10 protein-coding genes and 1 pseudogene are annotated in these 15797 nt (G+C 59.8%); 2 read left to right on the forward strand and 9 right to left on the reverse strand.

All coding sequences use genetic code 11. From position 1 onward, the window contains the following. On the reverse strand, positions 1 to 5222 hold a 5222-nt coding region (locus VNM72_12520), incomplete at its 3' end, for a LamG-like jellyroll fold domain-containing protein (protein HXF06221.1). A 254-nt stretch (positions 5223 to 5476) separates the two neighbouring features. On the opposite strand from VNM72_12520, the gene VNM72_12525 reads away from it, so the two are divergent. Continuing rightward, positions 5477 to 5719 (forward strand): DUF433 domain-containing protein, encoded by a 243-nt coding sequence (locus VNM72_12525; protein ID HXF06222.1) that lies wholly within the window; start codon positions 5477 to 5479, stop codon positions 5717 to 5719. Position 5720: 1 nt separating this feature from the next. Further along, positions 5721 to 6074, forward strand: a pseudogene (locus tag VNM72_12530) (DUF5615 family PIN-like protein). Positions 6075 to 6515: 441 nt separating this feature from the next. Here the strand turns inward: VNM72_12530 and VNM72_12535 are convergent. The 8 genes from VNM72_12535 to VNM72_12570 all read right to left on the reverse strand — a co-directional run. Then, positions 6516 to 6941 (reverse strand): response regulator, encoded by a 426-nt coding sequence (locus VNM72_12535; protein HXF06223.1) that lies wholly within the window; start codon positions 6939 to 6941, stop codon positions 6516 to 6518. Positions 6942 to 7820: 879 nt separating this feature from the next. Next, the gene (locus VNM72_12540) at positions 7821 to 10139 is read right to left on the reverse strand and encodes a hypothetical protein (protein HXF06224.1); all 2319 of its coding nucleotides are present in this window, start codon (positions 10137 to 10139) and stop codon (positions 7821 to 7823) included. Between the two features lie 147 nt (positions 10140 to 10286). Then, the gene (lnt, locus tag VNM72_12545) at positions 10287 to 11879 is read right to left on the reverse strand and encodes an apolipoprotein N-acyltransferase (GenBank protein HXF06225.1); all 1593 of its coding nucleotides are present in this window, start codon (positions 11877 to 11879) and stop codon (positions 10287 to 10289) included. 112 nt (positions 11880 to 11991) lie between these two features. Further along, positions 11992 to 12489: an SPOR domain-containing protein gene (locus VNM72_12550; protein ID HXF06226.1), complete on the reverse strand. Its 498-nt coding sequence runs from the start codon at positions 12487 to 12489 to the stop codon at positions 11992 to 11994. Between the two features lie 26 nt (positions 12490 to 12515). Then, complete coding sequence (locus VNM72_12555; GenBank protein HXF06227.1) at positions 12516 to 13280, reverse strand: slipin family protein; 765 nt, start codon at positions 13278 to 13280, stop codon at positions 12516 to 12518. A gap of 195 nt (positions 13281 to 13475) precedes the next feature. Further along, on the reverse strand, positions 13476 to 14798 hold the full coding sequence (locus VNM72_12560; GenBank protein HXF06228.1) for a nodulation protein NfeD: 1323 nt from the start codon (positions 14796 to 14798) through the stop codon (positions 13476 to 13478). A gap of 34 nt (positions 14799 to 14832) precedes the next feature. After that, the gene (locus VNM72_12565; protein ID HXF06229.1) at positions 14833 to 15441 is read right to left on the reverse strand and encodes a hypothetical protein; all 609 of its coding nucleotides are present in this window, start codon (positions 15439 to 15441) and stop codon (positions 14833 to 14835) included. Between the two features lie 130 nt (positions 15442 to 15571). Further along, positions 15572 to 15797, reverse strand: a 226-nt coding sequence (locus tag VNM72_12570; GenBank protein HXF06230.1) for a hypothetical protein, incomplete at its 5' end; no start/stop codon positions are given.

Consider the following 15797-nt stretch of genomic DNA (forward strand, 5'->3'; position numbering starts at 1 on the left):
GGGCATTTTCTTCTTCCTTGTCGCTCCGCATCATAAATGGTCTGAAGCTCGGCCGGCGTCAGCGCTCGGTTGAAGATCTCCACTTCGTCCAAAGCAAGCTCCAGAGCAGTGAAAACGGCTCCAGGAAATGCCACTGCTGACCTGGCGAACCAGAGTGGCGCTGTATTGCTGGTCGTGAAACCTGTGACAGTGATAGGAGCCGAAGTTGTGCAGGAGCCACTCAGGTCACAGACCGTGAGCGTGACGCTTCCGCTCGCACTCACCCGCGCCGCGATGAAACGCCAGTCTGACGGGGTTGTTCCGAATGGAACCGGCGGGCCGGTAATAATGGTTCCGTTGAGATTGAATTTGACTACGTAGGTGCTGCCGCTCACTTCCAGGTAGAGGCTGTAGCCGTTGCCGCTGGCAAATTTCTCAATGAGCGGCGTGATCGCCACCGGCGTAGGAGCTGCCCACACCCACAGAGTGATGGTAATGCCGCTGGGACCGATGTTCAGGCTAGAATTGTGCGGCGCTTCGGCGAAGCTGCGATTGAAAAAGAGCGCGCCGCGCGGAGTCGGAGGCGGAGGCGGAGCAGTGGGGTCTACGACCACTGGATTGAGTGTACCGCCCAAGATGTTCGGGGCCGGCAATTGACTCACAACCTGTGGTCCAGCCCCCAGGCTGATGTTCAACGGATTGCCGCTCGGATCCTTTGTCGTCCCGTTGTTGCCTCCCGCCAGGTCCTGCACAGTGCTTTGGCCGACGGCGTCATCGAGCGGCCACCAGCCGACCATGCCGGAAGGCGCTGGCACGCACGGTCCACCCGGGCAGGTGGGCAATGTGATGCAGTGTTTCGTCTGACAGATCACTTGGCCTTGACCGGTGAGAACGATGTCGAAACAGATCGTGGCTCCCGGTTGAGCGTTCGGGCCACTGATGGTCACCGTCCCGGTGAGAGATTGACCGGGCGGCAGCGGTGTCGTGATCGAACTGGGTGTGATCGTCACGCCCGGCGGCGGCACAAGGTTGATTCCTGTCGCAACGGTGTTGGAGAGATTGGTTACGGTGGCTGTGTAACTGAACGTGCCATTGGGATTGCAGCTCACCTGTTCGTTGCTCACGCTCGTGCATTGGGGACAGTTCACGGTGAGCGCTGCCGAGGCCGTCGCATGGTACTTGTTCGGTGGATCGGGTGAATTCGGTGGATTGGGCGGGAATGTGCTGGAGCCGTTGCGCTCGCCGTTGATCGAACCTGACGCGCCCGGCGTGCTCGAACCGGTGGGATTGGTCGTAGAGCCATTGGGTCCCGGCAAGCTGGTCCAGGTGATCGTTGCCTGATTCGTCAGGGTTGTCGGACACGGTGCCGTTGCCGAGACCGTCGCCTGATACGTGATCTGGATCGCCGCTCCATCATCCAACTGCGGGCAGGTCACGCTGACATTTTGGCCTGCGGCGCTGCCGGTGCACCCCGCTGGAAGCGTGAGCGAGCCTGTTACCACGGTAAGGCCGGGCGGCAAAGTATCGGTGAAGACGCTGTCGAACGCATCGGCGGTGCCGGTGTTGGCGATGGTAACGGTATAGGTGACCGGCGGTCCACCCAGCACGACTGCCGCCGGGGAGACGCTCTTGGTCAGCTTGAGATTCGGTTCAACGACGTGGACATTGACCGCGCCGGAATTGCTCGCGAACGGGTTCCCTGCTTCGTCTGTAAATCGCACCTGGAACTGATTGGGCAAGGTGGTGCTGCTTTGATTGCTGGCGATATTGTCTACCAGCGCGTTGAACTCGATGATGGCGAATTCCAGGTTCGGGTCGTTATCGTTGTTTGTGATGGGCAAAGCTTGTGGTCCGACGAAGAAGATCGGATCTACTCCAGCGCCAGGAGTAAAGGGTCCCCCACCCTCCAGGAGGTTACTGGTAGGCGTTGGCGATCCCGGACACTGCGGCGGATTCGGTCCCGGAACCGTCGGCCAAAATGCACTCCCACTGGTGACAGAGCTATCGGCCACAAAAAGCACGCGGGCCGTGCCCGGTAGATAGGTTAAGCCCGGCGGCAGCAGGTCTTGAATCTGGAAATTCGGCGTCGTGCCTTCGGGGATGACCGTGATCAACCGGTAGCGGACGATCTCGCCGATGGCTGCATCCACCGTGCCGCCTTGAGAAGCGGATTGCGGGATCGTGTGAACTTCGGAAGTCGTCTGGATGCACTTGGCGAAGGGCGTCGGACCGACGCAGGCCCGAGCCGTGTCTTCAAACGGCCCGCCAAAGCCCGCCGTGACGAAGTTCGGTCCGCCTTCGGTGTTCGAGTAGTTCTCCAGCCTGGCGCGGTTGTCGCAGCAGCCCGATTTGATGTCGCTGAGAAGCATGGCATCGAAGGTGATGACGGCAATGTTCTTCCCGTTCGTGGGATTGAAGGGGCCGAGCGCACCTGTCGTTGGGCCTGGGTCGGTGAGCTCGATGATGACGGAACCAAATCCGCCCGGACTCACGGTGAACGGAATAGGAGTGCCCGTCCCATCGGTGACGCAGAGCGTGTTGAAGTCAGGAACGAAGCACGACGGCAGATCCGTCGGACCGAGCGGGATGATGTCCCGAATCTTCACATCGAAGACGCCGTTAGGCGAAGAGCCTTGATTCTCGACGACGATGGCGAAGGTCACTTTGTCGTTGGCGTCCACGCCGGAGATATTGCTGTTCAAATTGAGCGATCCGATGTTGGACGAATTGATCGTCCCGCTGAAGCGGGGGCAGGAACCACCGGGCGGCGTGAACGTTCCCGATGGAGGCGCAGCAGGAGAGAAGATCGCATTGGGATTGTCGCTGGCCACAACTCCTTTGATGATTCTGAGATTCGGTTCGGCCATCTGGACTTGGGCAATGGCGACCTGACAGAACCTTGCCTTGAACGTGTTGTCCTCGCACTCTTGCGCCTCGTTAGTCAGGAAGAGGCCGTCAGCAAAGGGATCGTTCGTAGCTGTGACCGTGAACAGAAGGTCTATCTTTCGAGGCGTGTTCGTCGAACTGTTGAAGGTTCCGTAGTTAAAGGTGAGACTGTTTGTCGTCGGAGCGGCCGCGAACAACAGGCTCACCGTGAGCGAATTCGTCGGTCCAAGGCATGCTAGACCGGGCGTGGGGATGCCGCAGGCCGCGGCAGTGAAGGTCCACGCCGGGCCAGCCGTCCCATCGGCGTCGGGATCAGCCACATCGAAGATGGGCAGCGGCAGCCAGTCCTGGATGGTGAGGTTTTCGGCGTCGCTCGAAGGGATGACTTTCTCAATGCGGAAGGTGACTTCGTCGCCAGGCGTCACCTGCGGCTTGGCGGGACAGGGCGATGTATTCGGCCCGCAAATTTCCTGACCAGCGCGTTTCACGGCATAGACAGTTTTCTTGATAAGGTCCGTCACGATGGCCGTGAGAGTCTTGCTGTCGTCTTGAGCCGTCACGCCCGTCGGCGTTGGAAGCTGAGGAGGATTGACGTTGGTGAAGACCTCGCCGCGAATCTCCACGCAATTGGCGAGCGGATCGTCCTTGTCCACAAATGGGTCGCCGGGATGGTTCTGAGGGAAGGAGAATTGATCCTGTATCTGTGCATAAAAGACGATTTGACCTGTGGCCAGAACAGTAGAAGTCGGCGTCGTCGCCCAGCCGCCGGTCAGGATTCCGGCCAGGTGTCTGGGGTTCAAGGGAAAGAGGTTGGTCATCTTCTGGGAGACTCTGAACAGGAGACTGGTCCCGCCCTTAATGCCCTGGCAGGTGGAGTTCGGATCAGGAGTGACAGATAAATCCAAAAGGGGAATGAAAGATCCACTGACGGCGCCGAACTGATCCGTCACCGTCAGCGTCGGCGCGGGTGTTGGCAGGAACTGTTGGCCATCGGAGAGCAGGTCTCGAACTTCTAGCTTCCCGAAGGTCTTGAAGTCGGAGATCTGGAAAGTGAGCGTGTACTGGAGCACATCCCCCGGTGTGGGGCCAGGAGCGCCGGTGTCTTGAAATACGGCCACCTTCTTTTGAATGGCGATGCATTTGTCGTTGAGAATATGGTCATCAGGCTTCACATCGCTGATGACGTGTGCCGGTGATGTATCACATGGGTCTATCGGCGTCCAATCGCCTTCGGCTTTGACATCGTTCACCGATTGAACCGGCTGGCAATTGGGCGGAAGAACGGGATTGCCGTTTGCATCTTTTTCAGGGATGAAGAATTCAACGACGACCATAGCATCGGGGCCTGGCCCGCCGGTGAGCGAAACCCATGTCACGGTCAAACAATTGTTCGGGGGATTATTGGGCACGCCGGCGGGCGGCGGTGTCACTGTAGGCGGCGGAGTAGACGGACTAACGGAGACCACGCTTTGGAAGGCCAGGTTGTTGGGGAAGCAATCGGTCACCGTGACGTTGTTGACCGTTTGGCCGTTGGCGATGTCAACCGTAATCTTGTACTGCAGCGGGTAGTACGAGGTGAAGTTCGGACCGGTAGCGGTTTCATCTTCGGGGCCAAGGTACTCTTTCTTGGTGGTGAGGACGGTCGGGGTCGTCTGAGCATTGACGGTCCATTGAGTGCTCGGCGTCGTATCGCTCAGAATCGGCGGGTCAGTGCTCGGATTATCCAGCGGGTCTGCGCCATAGCGAAAGCCGCCGCGCGCGAAGATCTTGAGCGGTGCGCCGGCGTCGGCGAGGTTGCTCACGTGGGCGGTGACCTGAACTTCAATCTCAGGCTGCGTGGGATCGAAACTCCCAAAAGGAAGCTCCAGCGTGATGAGTTGTGCACCGGCCGGAACCGTGACAGGCGTAATGCCGCTTGCGGCGAACGGATGCGGCAGCGCCACAGTTGGAGGCATCGGGTTACAGGGAGCGGGAACGGGGAAACTGTTCAACGAAACAGGGCCGCCGACCACGCCAACCATCTCGGCTTTCACGAACGTGATGCCGTCGCAGGCGCAGGGAGGCGTTTGCGCCGGTTTCGTGATATTCGCTCCACCGGCATCCAGCACCAGGTCAATGAACGGGGCGTAGCCGATGTCGCCCGGATTGGAAGTGGCGTTTTTGAATTTCACCGTGAAGGTGAAGTCTTCGCCGATGAGCGCCTCCGCAGGCACCGTGAGCGTGACCTGCGGCTGTGGGCCCGATTGAACGGTGACCGTTTTCGGGTTCCACAACAACCCCAGGGCCAGCAGCAGGCCCATGCTCACGTAAATCAACCGCGTCCTTCTTCGATTCAAGCGAATGCTCTGGCCCTCCATTGTGACCTCCCTCGGAAAATAATCTCCCAACGGAGGAAAGGTTCCGACGGATTACTCATCCGTTGGTCCTTTTCATCCGTTGGCCAACGCATTTTTTCGTGGCGTGCCATCGCGCATGGCCGATTCCCGTGATCATCGCCACGCCCGTGGAGGCTGATGCGGATGGAAATTCTCATCTTGCATGATTGGTCCCGCATGTGCTTGCTCCAGATACCCCGACCTTTTACAATTGCTCGCGAGCGGTATCGAGCAATATGAACCAACAATCGCGCAATCTGCTCGGACGCATCTCGGTGGATCCGCAGATCTGCCACGGCAAGCCCTGCATCAAAGGTACCCGCATCCCGGTCTTCGTCATCCTCGACGCTCTTGCCGCTGGCATGACCCAGCAGGAGATCATCGAGGAATATCCTCCTGTGACGGAAGAAGACATCCGGGCAGCTCTTTACTACGCCTCGCTGGTAACCCAACAGGAGGAGGTATCGCTGCCAGTATGACATGAGACTCCTCCTCGATGCCAACATTCCGCGCTCGACCAAAGTCGTCCTGGCCGCGTGCGGCCACGACGTCGTTGATGTACGCGACATCTTGCCTCCGGCAGCTCCCGATTCGGTGATTTACGAATGAGCAAAGCAAGACGGTCGTTTGCTCATTACTCGCGACTATGATTTCCTGAACATCTTGCTCTATCCTCCGGCCGGGACACCCGGAATCATCGTAGTGAAAGTGCACCAGCTCAGCACCAGGGCAATCAGCCTGCTTCTCCGGGATTTTTGGGACCGAATGACCGAATCGCAGATTCAGAATGCCCTGATTGTTCTGGAACCCCACCGCTATCGGCTCCTGCGATAAGGGAGAAAGTGCGAGCACCATCCCATCTCGGCTGAAAATAGGCATCGTTTCCCTTTCACCCTTCTCCAGAAATCCACTGGGAGCGCATGCCCCCGGCGTGCTCATTGGGACCGAACCCCCAGGCCCGCTCGAAGCGGGCGCTCCCAGGTTTTCATCGTCCGTTGCGTGCATTTGTACATGAACGATCCCTCGGAAAATAATCTCCCAACGGATGAAAGGTTCCAACGGATCACCCATCCGTTGGTCCTTTTCATCCGTTGGCCAACGCATTTTTTCGTGGCGTGCCATCCCGCCATGGCCAATTCCTGTGAAAATCGCCACGGATGGACACGGATCAACACAGATGGGAAATGGATCGGTGTCCATCCGTGTTCATCCGTGGTGAAACTTTTCCTCGTTCGTGGCGAGTTCTCCAGGTTCATTGGGCGATTCCTGTACCGGTCATGCGGAAGCCTCTCTTTTGGAGCCCGCAGGGTCAGTTGAAAAGCCCAACGCTCGGACTCTTTCGAGCAAGACGGAAATCGGCAGCGCCTTCTCCACGTAGGCGTCGGCGCCGCGCTCGCGGGCCTCGCGCTCGGCTTCCGGCGAGCCATACGCCGTCAGCAGCACCACCCGCGTCTCCGGCCTCTGCCGCTTGATCTGAGAGATCAGCTCAAAGCCTTCCATACCCGTCGCGCCTTTCAGTCGCAGATCGGTAATCACGAGATCAAAAGTTTCAACTCCAAGAAGCTCAACCGCCTGTTCCCATGAGGAAGCTGTTCGCACCATGACGGCGTCGGACTCTAGCAGTGACGCCAGGCTGGAGGTGATCGCCTCATCGTCGTCCACGATGAGCAGTCGCTTCGGCTCCGCTCGCTCATGCTCCACTTTGCCTCCTTCGGTGAATTTCCTAAGCAAGCGGTGTGCCAAAACCCGCGATAGGACGGGCCGTCTGGAGCTATGATTAGGGCTTTCAAGCAATTGCAGACATAGTGCCCCTTCTCTTGATCCCCCTTCACCCCCTTCAACTGTCCGATCTGTCGGACACTTCACTGTCTGATTTTTCGGACATGTCAGATTTTTCGGACACTGGATGTACCCGCAAAACACGTGAAAAACGCAAAAGGGAGATTCGATCGTTCGGGTAACGAGCCCGCTTTGCCAGGGCACTCCAGAAGGCACTAAAAACCCCTCCCCAAAAGAAGGAGGAGGCCACTGGAAGCCGATGAATTCGCGGTCTGAAGACCGCTCCTGCGGGGTTTGAAATAGGGGCTAAACAGGTACCTTCCGGGAAACGCCCTGGATACCGGGCCTGTTGTAACCGGGAGGGCCTAACGTCGGGTGTGATGTTCCAGAGAAAGTGGGAGAGTCGAAGCTTTCGTGTGATTCGCGCGTTTGGTGGCTCTATCGAGCCAAAATCTGCTGCAGACAGTCCGGTTCGTCGGGAAGCGTCTTGTTATGGCAGCTCGACGTCAGCCCAGAAGCTATGGTGACCTGACTTTCACTTCGTCCGTGAGGATTGGATCATCACGAGGTATGGCACCGATTTTGGGGGAATACCGGCGACTCGGCAAGACGCACGAATACGGTTTCGGCCATTGCCGATAGCTTGCGAATAGTGCGGAATGTGCAATGCTCATTATCTGTCCCCCTCCGTCGCAGGCCAGGGGGTAGGCCTTCCCAAGATTTTCGGGGAAGATCGTCCCTGCCGGGGAGATTTTTCCGGTGGCCCCTGCGGAGCCACCGGAAGCTGGAAGCTCACTTCACTTACCGCATTCCCCGGAGCGCCCACATGACGAGGGCCGACCACGCATGTTGCCCCAGAGGTCGCGTCAGAGGCGTGTCGGCTGTCGCGCTCGCGTTGGAGGGCTGGCCCGGTTGCGTCTGCACGGGGGCGAAGCAGAAGTCGTCGAACCAATCGCTGGTCACGAGCTTCACCTGATGAATCTGGGGCGTGGGCGTGGAGATGCTGACGACCTGAGCCGGCTTCGAGAAATCCACGTCGGCGGTCGCTACCACATTTCCGCCGGGATCAAGCCCGATGAGTTTTTCAATGGAACCGTGCGTGTCGGTATCGGTCGTGATCGAGACGAAATTCGTCACGGCAGGTCCTCCCGTGGCAGGATTGATGAAGCGGGCGGTCATTGTCCTGCCCAGGTGGGAGCCGGCTTGCACTGCGTTCGGCGGCGATACCGGAGCCGTCGGGTTGGTCACAAGTCCTGGAGTGTCTTTCTCATCGCTTGTGAAGACGACGCCCAACGGGCTGTATTGCGTCGTGATCAGTGTTCCCGGCGGAACAGGAGAGCCGCTGAGGAACTGATCGAAGCTGATGCAAATCTGACGTGGCGGCGGGCACGTTCGAGGAATCTGCACCGTCACGATGTTGGACGATACGGCCACCGGCGTCTGACGTTGGGCCATATCGCTGATGGTGCCACCGATAGGAGCCGTCGGGTTCACGCGCACGGTCATCATCACGGTCGCCGAGGCCGCCGGACTGAAGACCCAGCTCACCTCGCCCGTGATCGGACTGAAGACGCCGCCCGGCGACATCGTCACCAGGGATGTGTGAGTCGGAACCTTGTCGGTGATGAGAAGCGTATCGGCGGGCTTGTCGCATTTGACGTCAATGGTGTAGGTGATGGTGTCGCCCGGACAAGCTGCTTCTTTATCGGCCCGCTTACGAATCACGCACCCGCGCTCGCCAACGGTGATCTTCTTTTGAACACCGCCGATGAGCCTGGGTACAATGGCCGTCGTTGCCACCGCCGTTGTGTAGCCCACGACGTCGAATGTGCACATCGTTCCCGTCGGAACATTGGGACCAACGTTGACGGTGATCATCACGGTTCGGCATTCACCGGGCGCCAGCGCGAGCGGATTCTCCGACAGCGATCCGGTCACTCCCTCCGGGCAGGTGGACATGAGGTTGAGCTGAACGACCATCGGGTTAGTGGGATCGGGGTTGCAGACGCCGAATTCGAGACGATCATCCTCGCCGGGCGGAATCAGCTCTTTGTTCTCCAGGTTGCGTTGACTGATCTGAGGCTCGAAGCCGGGGCACTGGATGATCGCCTGCACGCAGGTATGGCCGCTGAAGTTCGGAGCGTAAGGGATGCAGAGCGTATTTGTGCCCGGCACCAGAGTGATGTTCATGAGCGAACCCACGGGGATGAACGGAGCGCCAAAGCTGAAGGGGAAAACACCGAACAGGATCGAACACATCGAAATCGGTCCGCTGGTGTTGTTCACGACATCCGTACAGATCTGGTTCGGTTTTCCGACAATGGGAGGATCCTCGGCCACCGTGATACTGCGCTCGGCCCAGGGCGGTCCGTCGCAGGGATGCGATACAGGCGGACACGCGCGCGTGACGACCGAGACGACCTGATTGCTGCGCAGGGCGGCTGACGCCAATTGTACTACGGCGACATTGTCAATCTGCGTTCCCGGCTTGGCATCGCAGGAGACTTGGACGGTGAAGGTGAGATCCACCATCGCGCCCGGGGCGAGGCTCGGCAGCGTCCATTTGACTTGCCCAGGGGCTGGCGTCGGAGAGAAGGTCCCTCCGAGATTGGCGGCGACAAATATCGTTCCCGGCGGAATATCGTCGGTCACCGTGAGGGGAGCGATCGGCGACGAACGATTGTTTTTCACCGTGATCGTGTAGGTGAGAAAATCTCCGGGGCAGACCGAGGCTTTGTCCACACTTTTCAAAACGACGATGTCACCGGCGCATTCGCGGGCAACGAGAATCGAGACCGGATTCGATGATTGGGAAAGAGGCGCTTCCAGTTGAGCAATATTGGTGATGGTTGTTCCCGGAGGCGTTGTCGCGTTGATCCGAACCGTCAGGGTGAGCGAGGCTGCCGATGTCGCGGGGAGAGCCCAGCTCACCGCGCCGGAAGCATGGAGCATTCCCGGTCCCGAAGCGGAGACGAAGGTCGTTCCGGCGGGAACAAAATCCTTCACCACGAGCGTCTTGACCTCCTCCCGGCACGCGACGTCAATGGTGTAGGTGACGACATCGCCGGGGCACACGAGCCGTCGGTCGGCTTTCTTGCGGGCGTGGACTTGTCGAAGCAAAGAGCCTGGAGCCTCGCAGAATCTGTGGCAATTACCGTCTCGTCGTCTTCGGGAAAGCTACGTTTCAACTCTCCGTGAGAGACTTCAGGGCCTTTGGTTCTGACCTCCTCAAGTCCCACGCCAATCTATCGGAAGGAGGGGGCAATGTCAAGAAAATAATTGATGGTGCCGGAAGGAGAGCGCCCGGCCCACGATGCCGAGGCTCGCCAGGCCGCAGGCGAGGACGAACACGTCTCCGTAGCGAGTGTAAAAGGAATGCTCCATTGATGCGGTTGCCGTCGGTACGGTAATTTGCCACCGGCGCGTCGCAGGCTGGAACAGCTCGGTAGCATCCTTGATTTCGCCCTGAGGTGTAATGAGCGCCGTAATACCGCTGTTGGTGACGCGAACGAGGGGGCGCTCCGTCTCCACTGCTCGAAACACCGCATGGGCGAGATGCTGATAGGGTCCCACCGTCGCGCCGAACCAGCCGTCATTGGAGATGTTGACGAGAACGGTCGCTCCCCGCCGAACCATCGTGCGGGCAATCGAAGGGAACGTTGATTCGAAGCAGATGAAGGTTCCCACCCGCGCCGGACCTGCCGGGGCAACCGTCAACGCGGTGCCGGGGACGAAATCCCCGGCCAGCGCCGGGATCCGATCCACCAGGGGAAGCACATGGCGAAAGGGAACGTATTCGCCGAAGACGAGCAGGTGAGTCTTGTGATAATCGGCCACGCGACGGCCTTCGGGAGAGATCACGGCGGCGCTGTTGTGAAATCCTCCACCCGGAGCGCGACCGAGGTGATTGACCAGTAAGTAGACGTTGCGCTCGCGGGCGAAATTCTCAAGGAGTTGCTCCACTGCCGGGTCTTCATCGAGCGACATGTTCATGGGGGATTCGGGCCAGATGAGAAGTCGAGGAGTATCGTCGGACGGCGCATCCGCCAGTGCCTCTTCCGAGAGAAGAAAATGCTGGCGCAAGCTCGCGATGAGATCGGGGGACCCCACGCTTGATCGGACATCGCCCGGAGAGATGACCGGTTGGATGGCGACAACGGAAAGGCTCGACGAGGACGGGAAACGGTGAGGGAAAAATGCGGGAAATGCAGCGATGAGAGCGCATCCGACAATGGTGCTACCCAGAATGCCTGCCGTCTTCTTCCCTCCGAGTCGCCGCGCTTCAACGATGCCGAAGGCGCACGCGGCGCTCACCGTCATGAGGAGAAAGCTCACGCCGTACACTCCCGCCAGCCGTGCACACTGGATCAGTTCCGGACGAAAGGCCTGACTGTAACCGAGCGCATTCCATCCCTGGCCGGTCAGAGTGTACCGCAGCCATTCCACAACGACCCATAGGGGAGCGGCCGCCCACATTCCCCATGATCCCCATCGGTTCAGCACCACGCGCAGGGCAAGAGCGAAGGCGCCGAAGAACAGCCCCAGGACAATTCCCGGAAGTAAGAGCAGCGCATAGGTCACCAGTGGTGAAAGTCCTCCATGGTGGATGAAGGAAAACCCAAGCCAGGAGAAACTCCCGTAGAAAAAGAGCACGCCCACGAGCAGACCGGTGATGAGCGGACGCTTCCATCGGCGAGAGCGCTCATTCCAGATGCCGATGAGCAGCGGAACGAGCGCCACCCAGCCGAGCGGCCATGCCCCATGTCGAGCGACAACTGAAGGAAAAGAAAGTGTGAGGAGCACCGCCGTGGCGACGATGAGAAGCCCCTGACGAATCGGCATGATGATGCCGGGTCTCATCCGGGCCGATGCCCCGGGATGAGTCCCTCCGATCCCTGAGACCGGAGGGATGGGTCCGGTCGGTGCTGGCTCCGGAGATGACGCGTCACCCGCGGTCGTCGAGCCTGCCGACTCAGCGAGCCGGAACGATTTGAACATCGGAGACGCCGTTTTGCCGCAGTTCGTTCATCACGCGCCGGGCGCGTTCGATGTCCGCGTAGGGCCCAAGCAGCACGTGAACAACGGACTCTCCCGACGGGAGTCGGGTCTCGCGGGCAAAAGCGTTGGTGAACCCGCGGACCTGGAGGCTGGCCACAAACGTGTCGGCCTCGGCCATGCTGGTGAAGGTCGCTGCGCGAACGAAGGATTCCGTCGGCTCGGATGTCGGCGTCGTGGCTCCGTTGGCCGCGGGAGATTCCGGGGTCGTGGTGGGGCCCCCGACGGAGCCGGATGAGGCGAGACTCTCCGACGGCGAGCCGGTGGATTCGGACATCCGGCTCGATGACGACACTTCGCCGAAGGAATAGCGGCCCACCCACAACCCGCAAACGAACATCACGAGACACACGGCCACGCTGCCGATGAAGAGAACGATCGAGCGTTTGCTGTTCAGACGAATATCGTCGGACATAGGCTTCCTCGCCGGATGGGGATCGGTCACAGTCGCTTCTCCGCGTACATGAGCGATGAGATGAGTTCGATGGGGAGCGGGAAGATGATCGTCGTGTTTTTCTCCACGCCGATCTCGGTGAGCGTTTGCAGGTAACGGAGCTGGATGGTGAGAGGAACTTCAGCCAGTTTGCGAGCAGCGTCGGTGAGTTGTTGAGCGGCCAGCAGTTCGCCCTCCGCATGAATGATCTTCGCTCGCTTTTCTCGTTCGGCTTCGGCCTGCTTGGAGATGGCCCGGATCATCTCCTGGGGCAGGTCAACCGCCTTGATCTCGACCATGCTCACCTTGATGCCCCAGGGATCGGTATGCCGGTCGAGAATATGCTGCAACCGGGCGTTGAGTTCTTCGCGTTTGCTCAGAAGGTCATCCAGTTCGACCTCGCCGCAGACCGATCGGAGCGTCGTCTGGGCCAGTTGGGAAGTGGCGTAGAGGTAATTTTCGACCTCGACGATAGCTTTGTTGGCGTCAATGACGCGGAAGTAGACGACGGCATTGACTTTGACCGAGACGTTGTCGCGGGTGATGACATCCTGCGGTGGCACGTCCATCGCCACGGTCCGCAGGCTCACGCGCACGAGCCGTTGAAAAGGAGAGATGACCAGGCGAATACCCGGCGGCTTGGGCTCCGGTCGCAATCGGCCGAAAGTGAAGACGACGCCGCGTTCGTACTCGTTGATGATTTTGACCCAACTGAGGAGCCACAAAATGAGGATGGCAACGGCGATGGTTGTTCCGGTCACAAATTCGGGCATACGTTTTTCCCCTCCTTGAGAGCAGCTCCCCCCTCAGATTCAGTCCCTCTCCTTGCGTCCGATCGGAGGGAAGCGACGATCAGGGGTGGAGACCGCAAAACGGCGCATCTCGTTTGAATTCGCGATGACGAATTCCTCCATTGAGCGATCCTGTGATCGGCGCCGGCGCGTCCGTGACGGGGCGCGAGGAACCGATCAGTTTTCCAGGACCGATGTGCGACGTGGCGGTTCGAGCGGTTCGGCGGCTTCGACGCGCAGGCGCAGTCCTTCGATTCCGACCACGCGCACGCGCTCGCCCCGAGCGATCCGTGATGGGGCGATGGCGCTCCACAGCTCCCCGCGCACGAAGACGCGACCTTCGGGCTCCAGATCACTCTCGGCGATGCCGATGAGTCCGACCATGCCGAGATCGCCGGTGACGACCTTTTGCTCCCGCGCTCGCATCGCCAGGCGCAGGATGATGATCATCGCCACGGCCAGCGGAATGGCCACGCCCAGGGCAATCGAGGGATGAATCCGCACGGCTTCTTCAGGAGCATCAATGAGGATCAACGCGCCGATGACCATCGCCACGACTCCCCCGGTTCCCAGGATGCCGAAACTTTGAATCTTCGCCTCGGCGATGAACAACGCCAGAGCCAGCGCCATCAGCACGACGCCGGTCAGATTCACCGGCAGCAGATGAAAGCCATACAGCGCCAGCACGAGCGAAATCGCGCCGACGACCGCCGGAATAATCGCTCCCGGATGGTTGAACTCGAAGTACAAACAGAGCAATCCGAGTGCACCCAGAACGAACGCGATATTCGGATTGGCCAGGAAACTCAGCAATCGCTCCCGGAGCGTCGGGTCAATACGAACGAGGCGCTCGTCTTTTGTTCGGAGGGTCACCTCCTCGCCGGTGAGTCGGCGCACGCGGCGGCCATCGAGCTGGCGCACGAGGTCATCCACATCACGCGCGATCAGATCAATGAGCTTCTCCCGAAGAGCTTCGGTCTCGGTGTACGATCGGCTCGTGCGGACGGCGGCTTCGGCCAGCTCGATATTGCGCCCCCGTTTTTCCGCCAGCGACCGAATGTAAGCCGCCGCATCATTCTCGGCTTTCTGAAAGAGCGTCTTGTCCTGCTCCATGCCGATGGCGACCGGATGCGCGGCGCCCGTATTGGTTCCGGGAGCCATTGCGGCCACATCCGCCGAGACGAGGATGAAAAATCCGGCCGACGCCGCATTGGCCCCGCTCGGCGAGACGAAAACGACAATGGGCACGCGCGAGGCCAGAATACGCTCGACGATCTCGCGCATCGAGCTGACGAGTCCGCCCGGCGTCCGCAAGGTGATGATGAGTGCCCGGGACTGCTGCTGTTCGGCGACCGCAATCGCTCGTTCCACAAGCTGCGCACTGGCCGGATGGACGATGTCATCAAAGGTGAGCAGATGAATATCGGCCCGGACGGTGGTCGTCAGACCCAGCGTCAGGATCGAACTCGCCAGGACGAGCCGGGTGTACCTCATAGACATTGCACCAATACTCTACCACAAAACCGGCAGCCCGTCATTGAAGATCACGCGTGGAAAAGAGGATCTCCTCCCCGAAAGGGAACGTCACCGCCAGGTAAGGAGCTTCCCGATGGGGCAACCCGAGGAAGACAAGGCCCACCTGGCCGGGATCGAGGGGTCGTGCGTCTTCGCCGCGCAAGCGCCAGGTGCCGACGGTGTCATAGAGCGTGCGTGCCTGGGCCTGGACGTTCTCCTCCCGTCGAGGAGTAATGGCCACACACTCCCCTCGCCCTTTGCGCGTGGTGATCGCGGCTGCCTCCAATCGTGACAGCATCAGCGTCGTCGGTCTCACGCCATCTCGCAGCGAAGCCCCCCGGGGACAAAAATAGCGCGTTTTTCCCGGCGCTCTCTCGCCACCGACGTAGAGCCAGACGGTGGTTTCTGCCCGCTCAAAATCAAGCTCCAGCGCCAGGGGATAAACAATCACTTGCCGATCGTCGAGCGTCCAGTCATAGCGCGTCATCTGCTCGATGCGATGCAACCCGGGCGAGTACCAGGACTGAGGGGCACTCCCCATCACCGCCAGACCGAGGAGCACTCCGAGCAGGGGCGTGCGGCGCTGGCCCCTCCCTTTCTGCGTCCATGCCATCGCTTTCCCTTTCATCGCCCACCTCCAGACATCACACCAGGTAAACACGGACTCTTCATCCGCATCGTCATCCGCCTATGGTGTCTTTCCATCTTTGCGGCGAGCGCGGTTTCATGAGACCTCATCACATGAACCGCATGGGGGATTATGAGTGCCTTCGTATCAAAAGTTCAAGGCGGTCGTAGACCTCATCCATGAACTGCTCAAGCCAGGTCACGATCTCTTGTCCTCGGCGCGTGACCTCGAATTCTCTCTCGGTGGTGACCGGTTCGCTCAGGAAATCATCGGCGAGATAGACCTCGGCATCGGCGACCGTGATCGGTCCTTTCTCCACCGATTCGGAGATGCGAACGCCGGACGTCACCGGCGGG

Source organism: Blastocatellia bacterium (assembly GCA_035573895.1).
Classification (GTDB): Bacteria; Acidobacteriota; Blastocatellia; order HR10; family HR10; genus DATLZR01.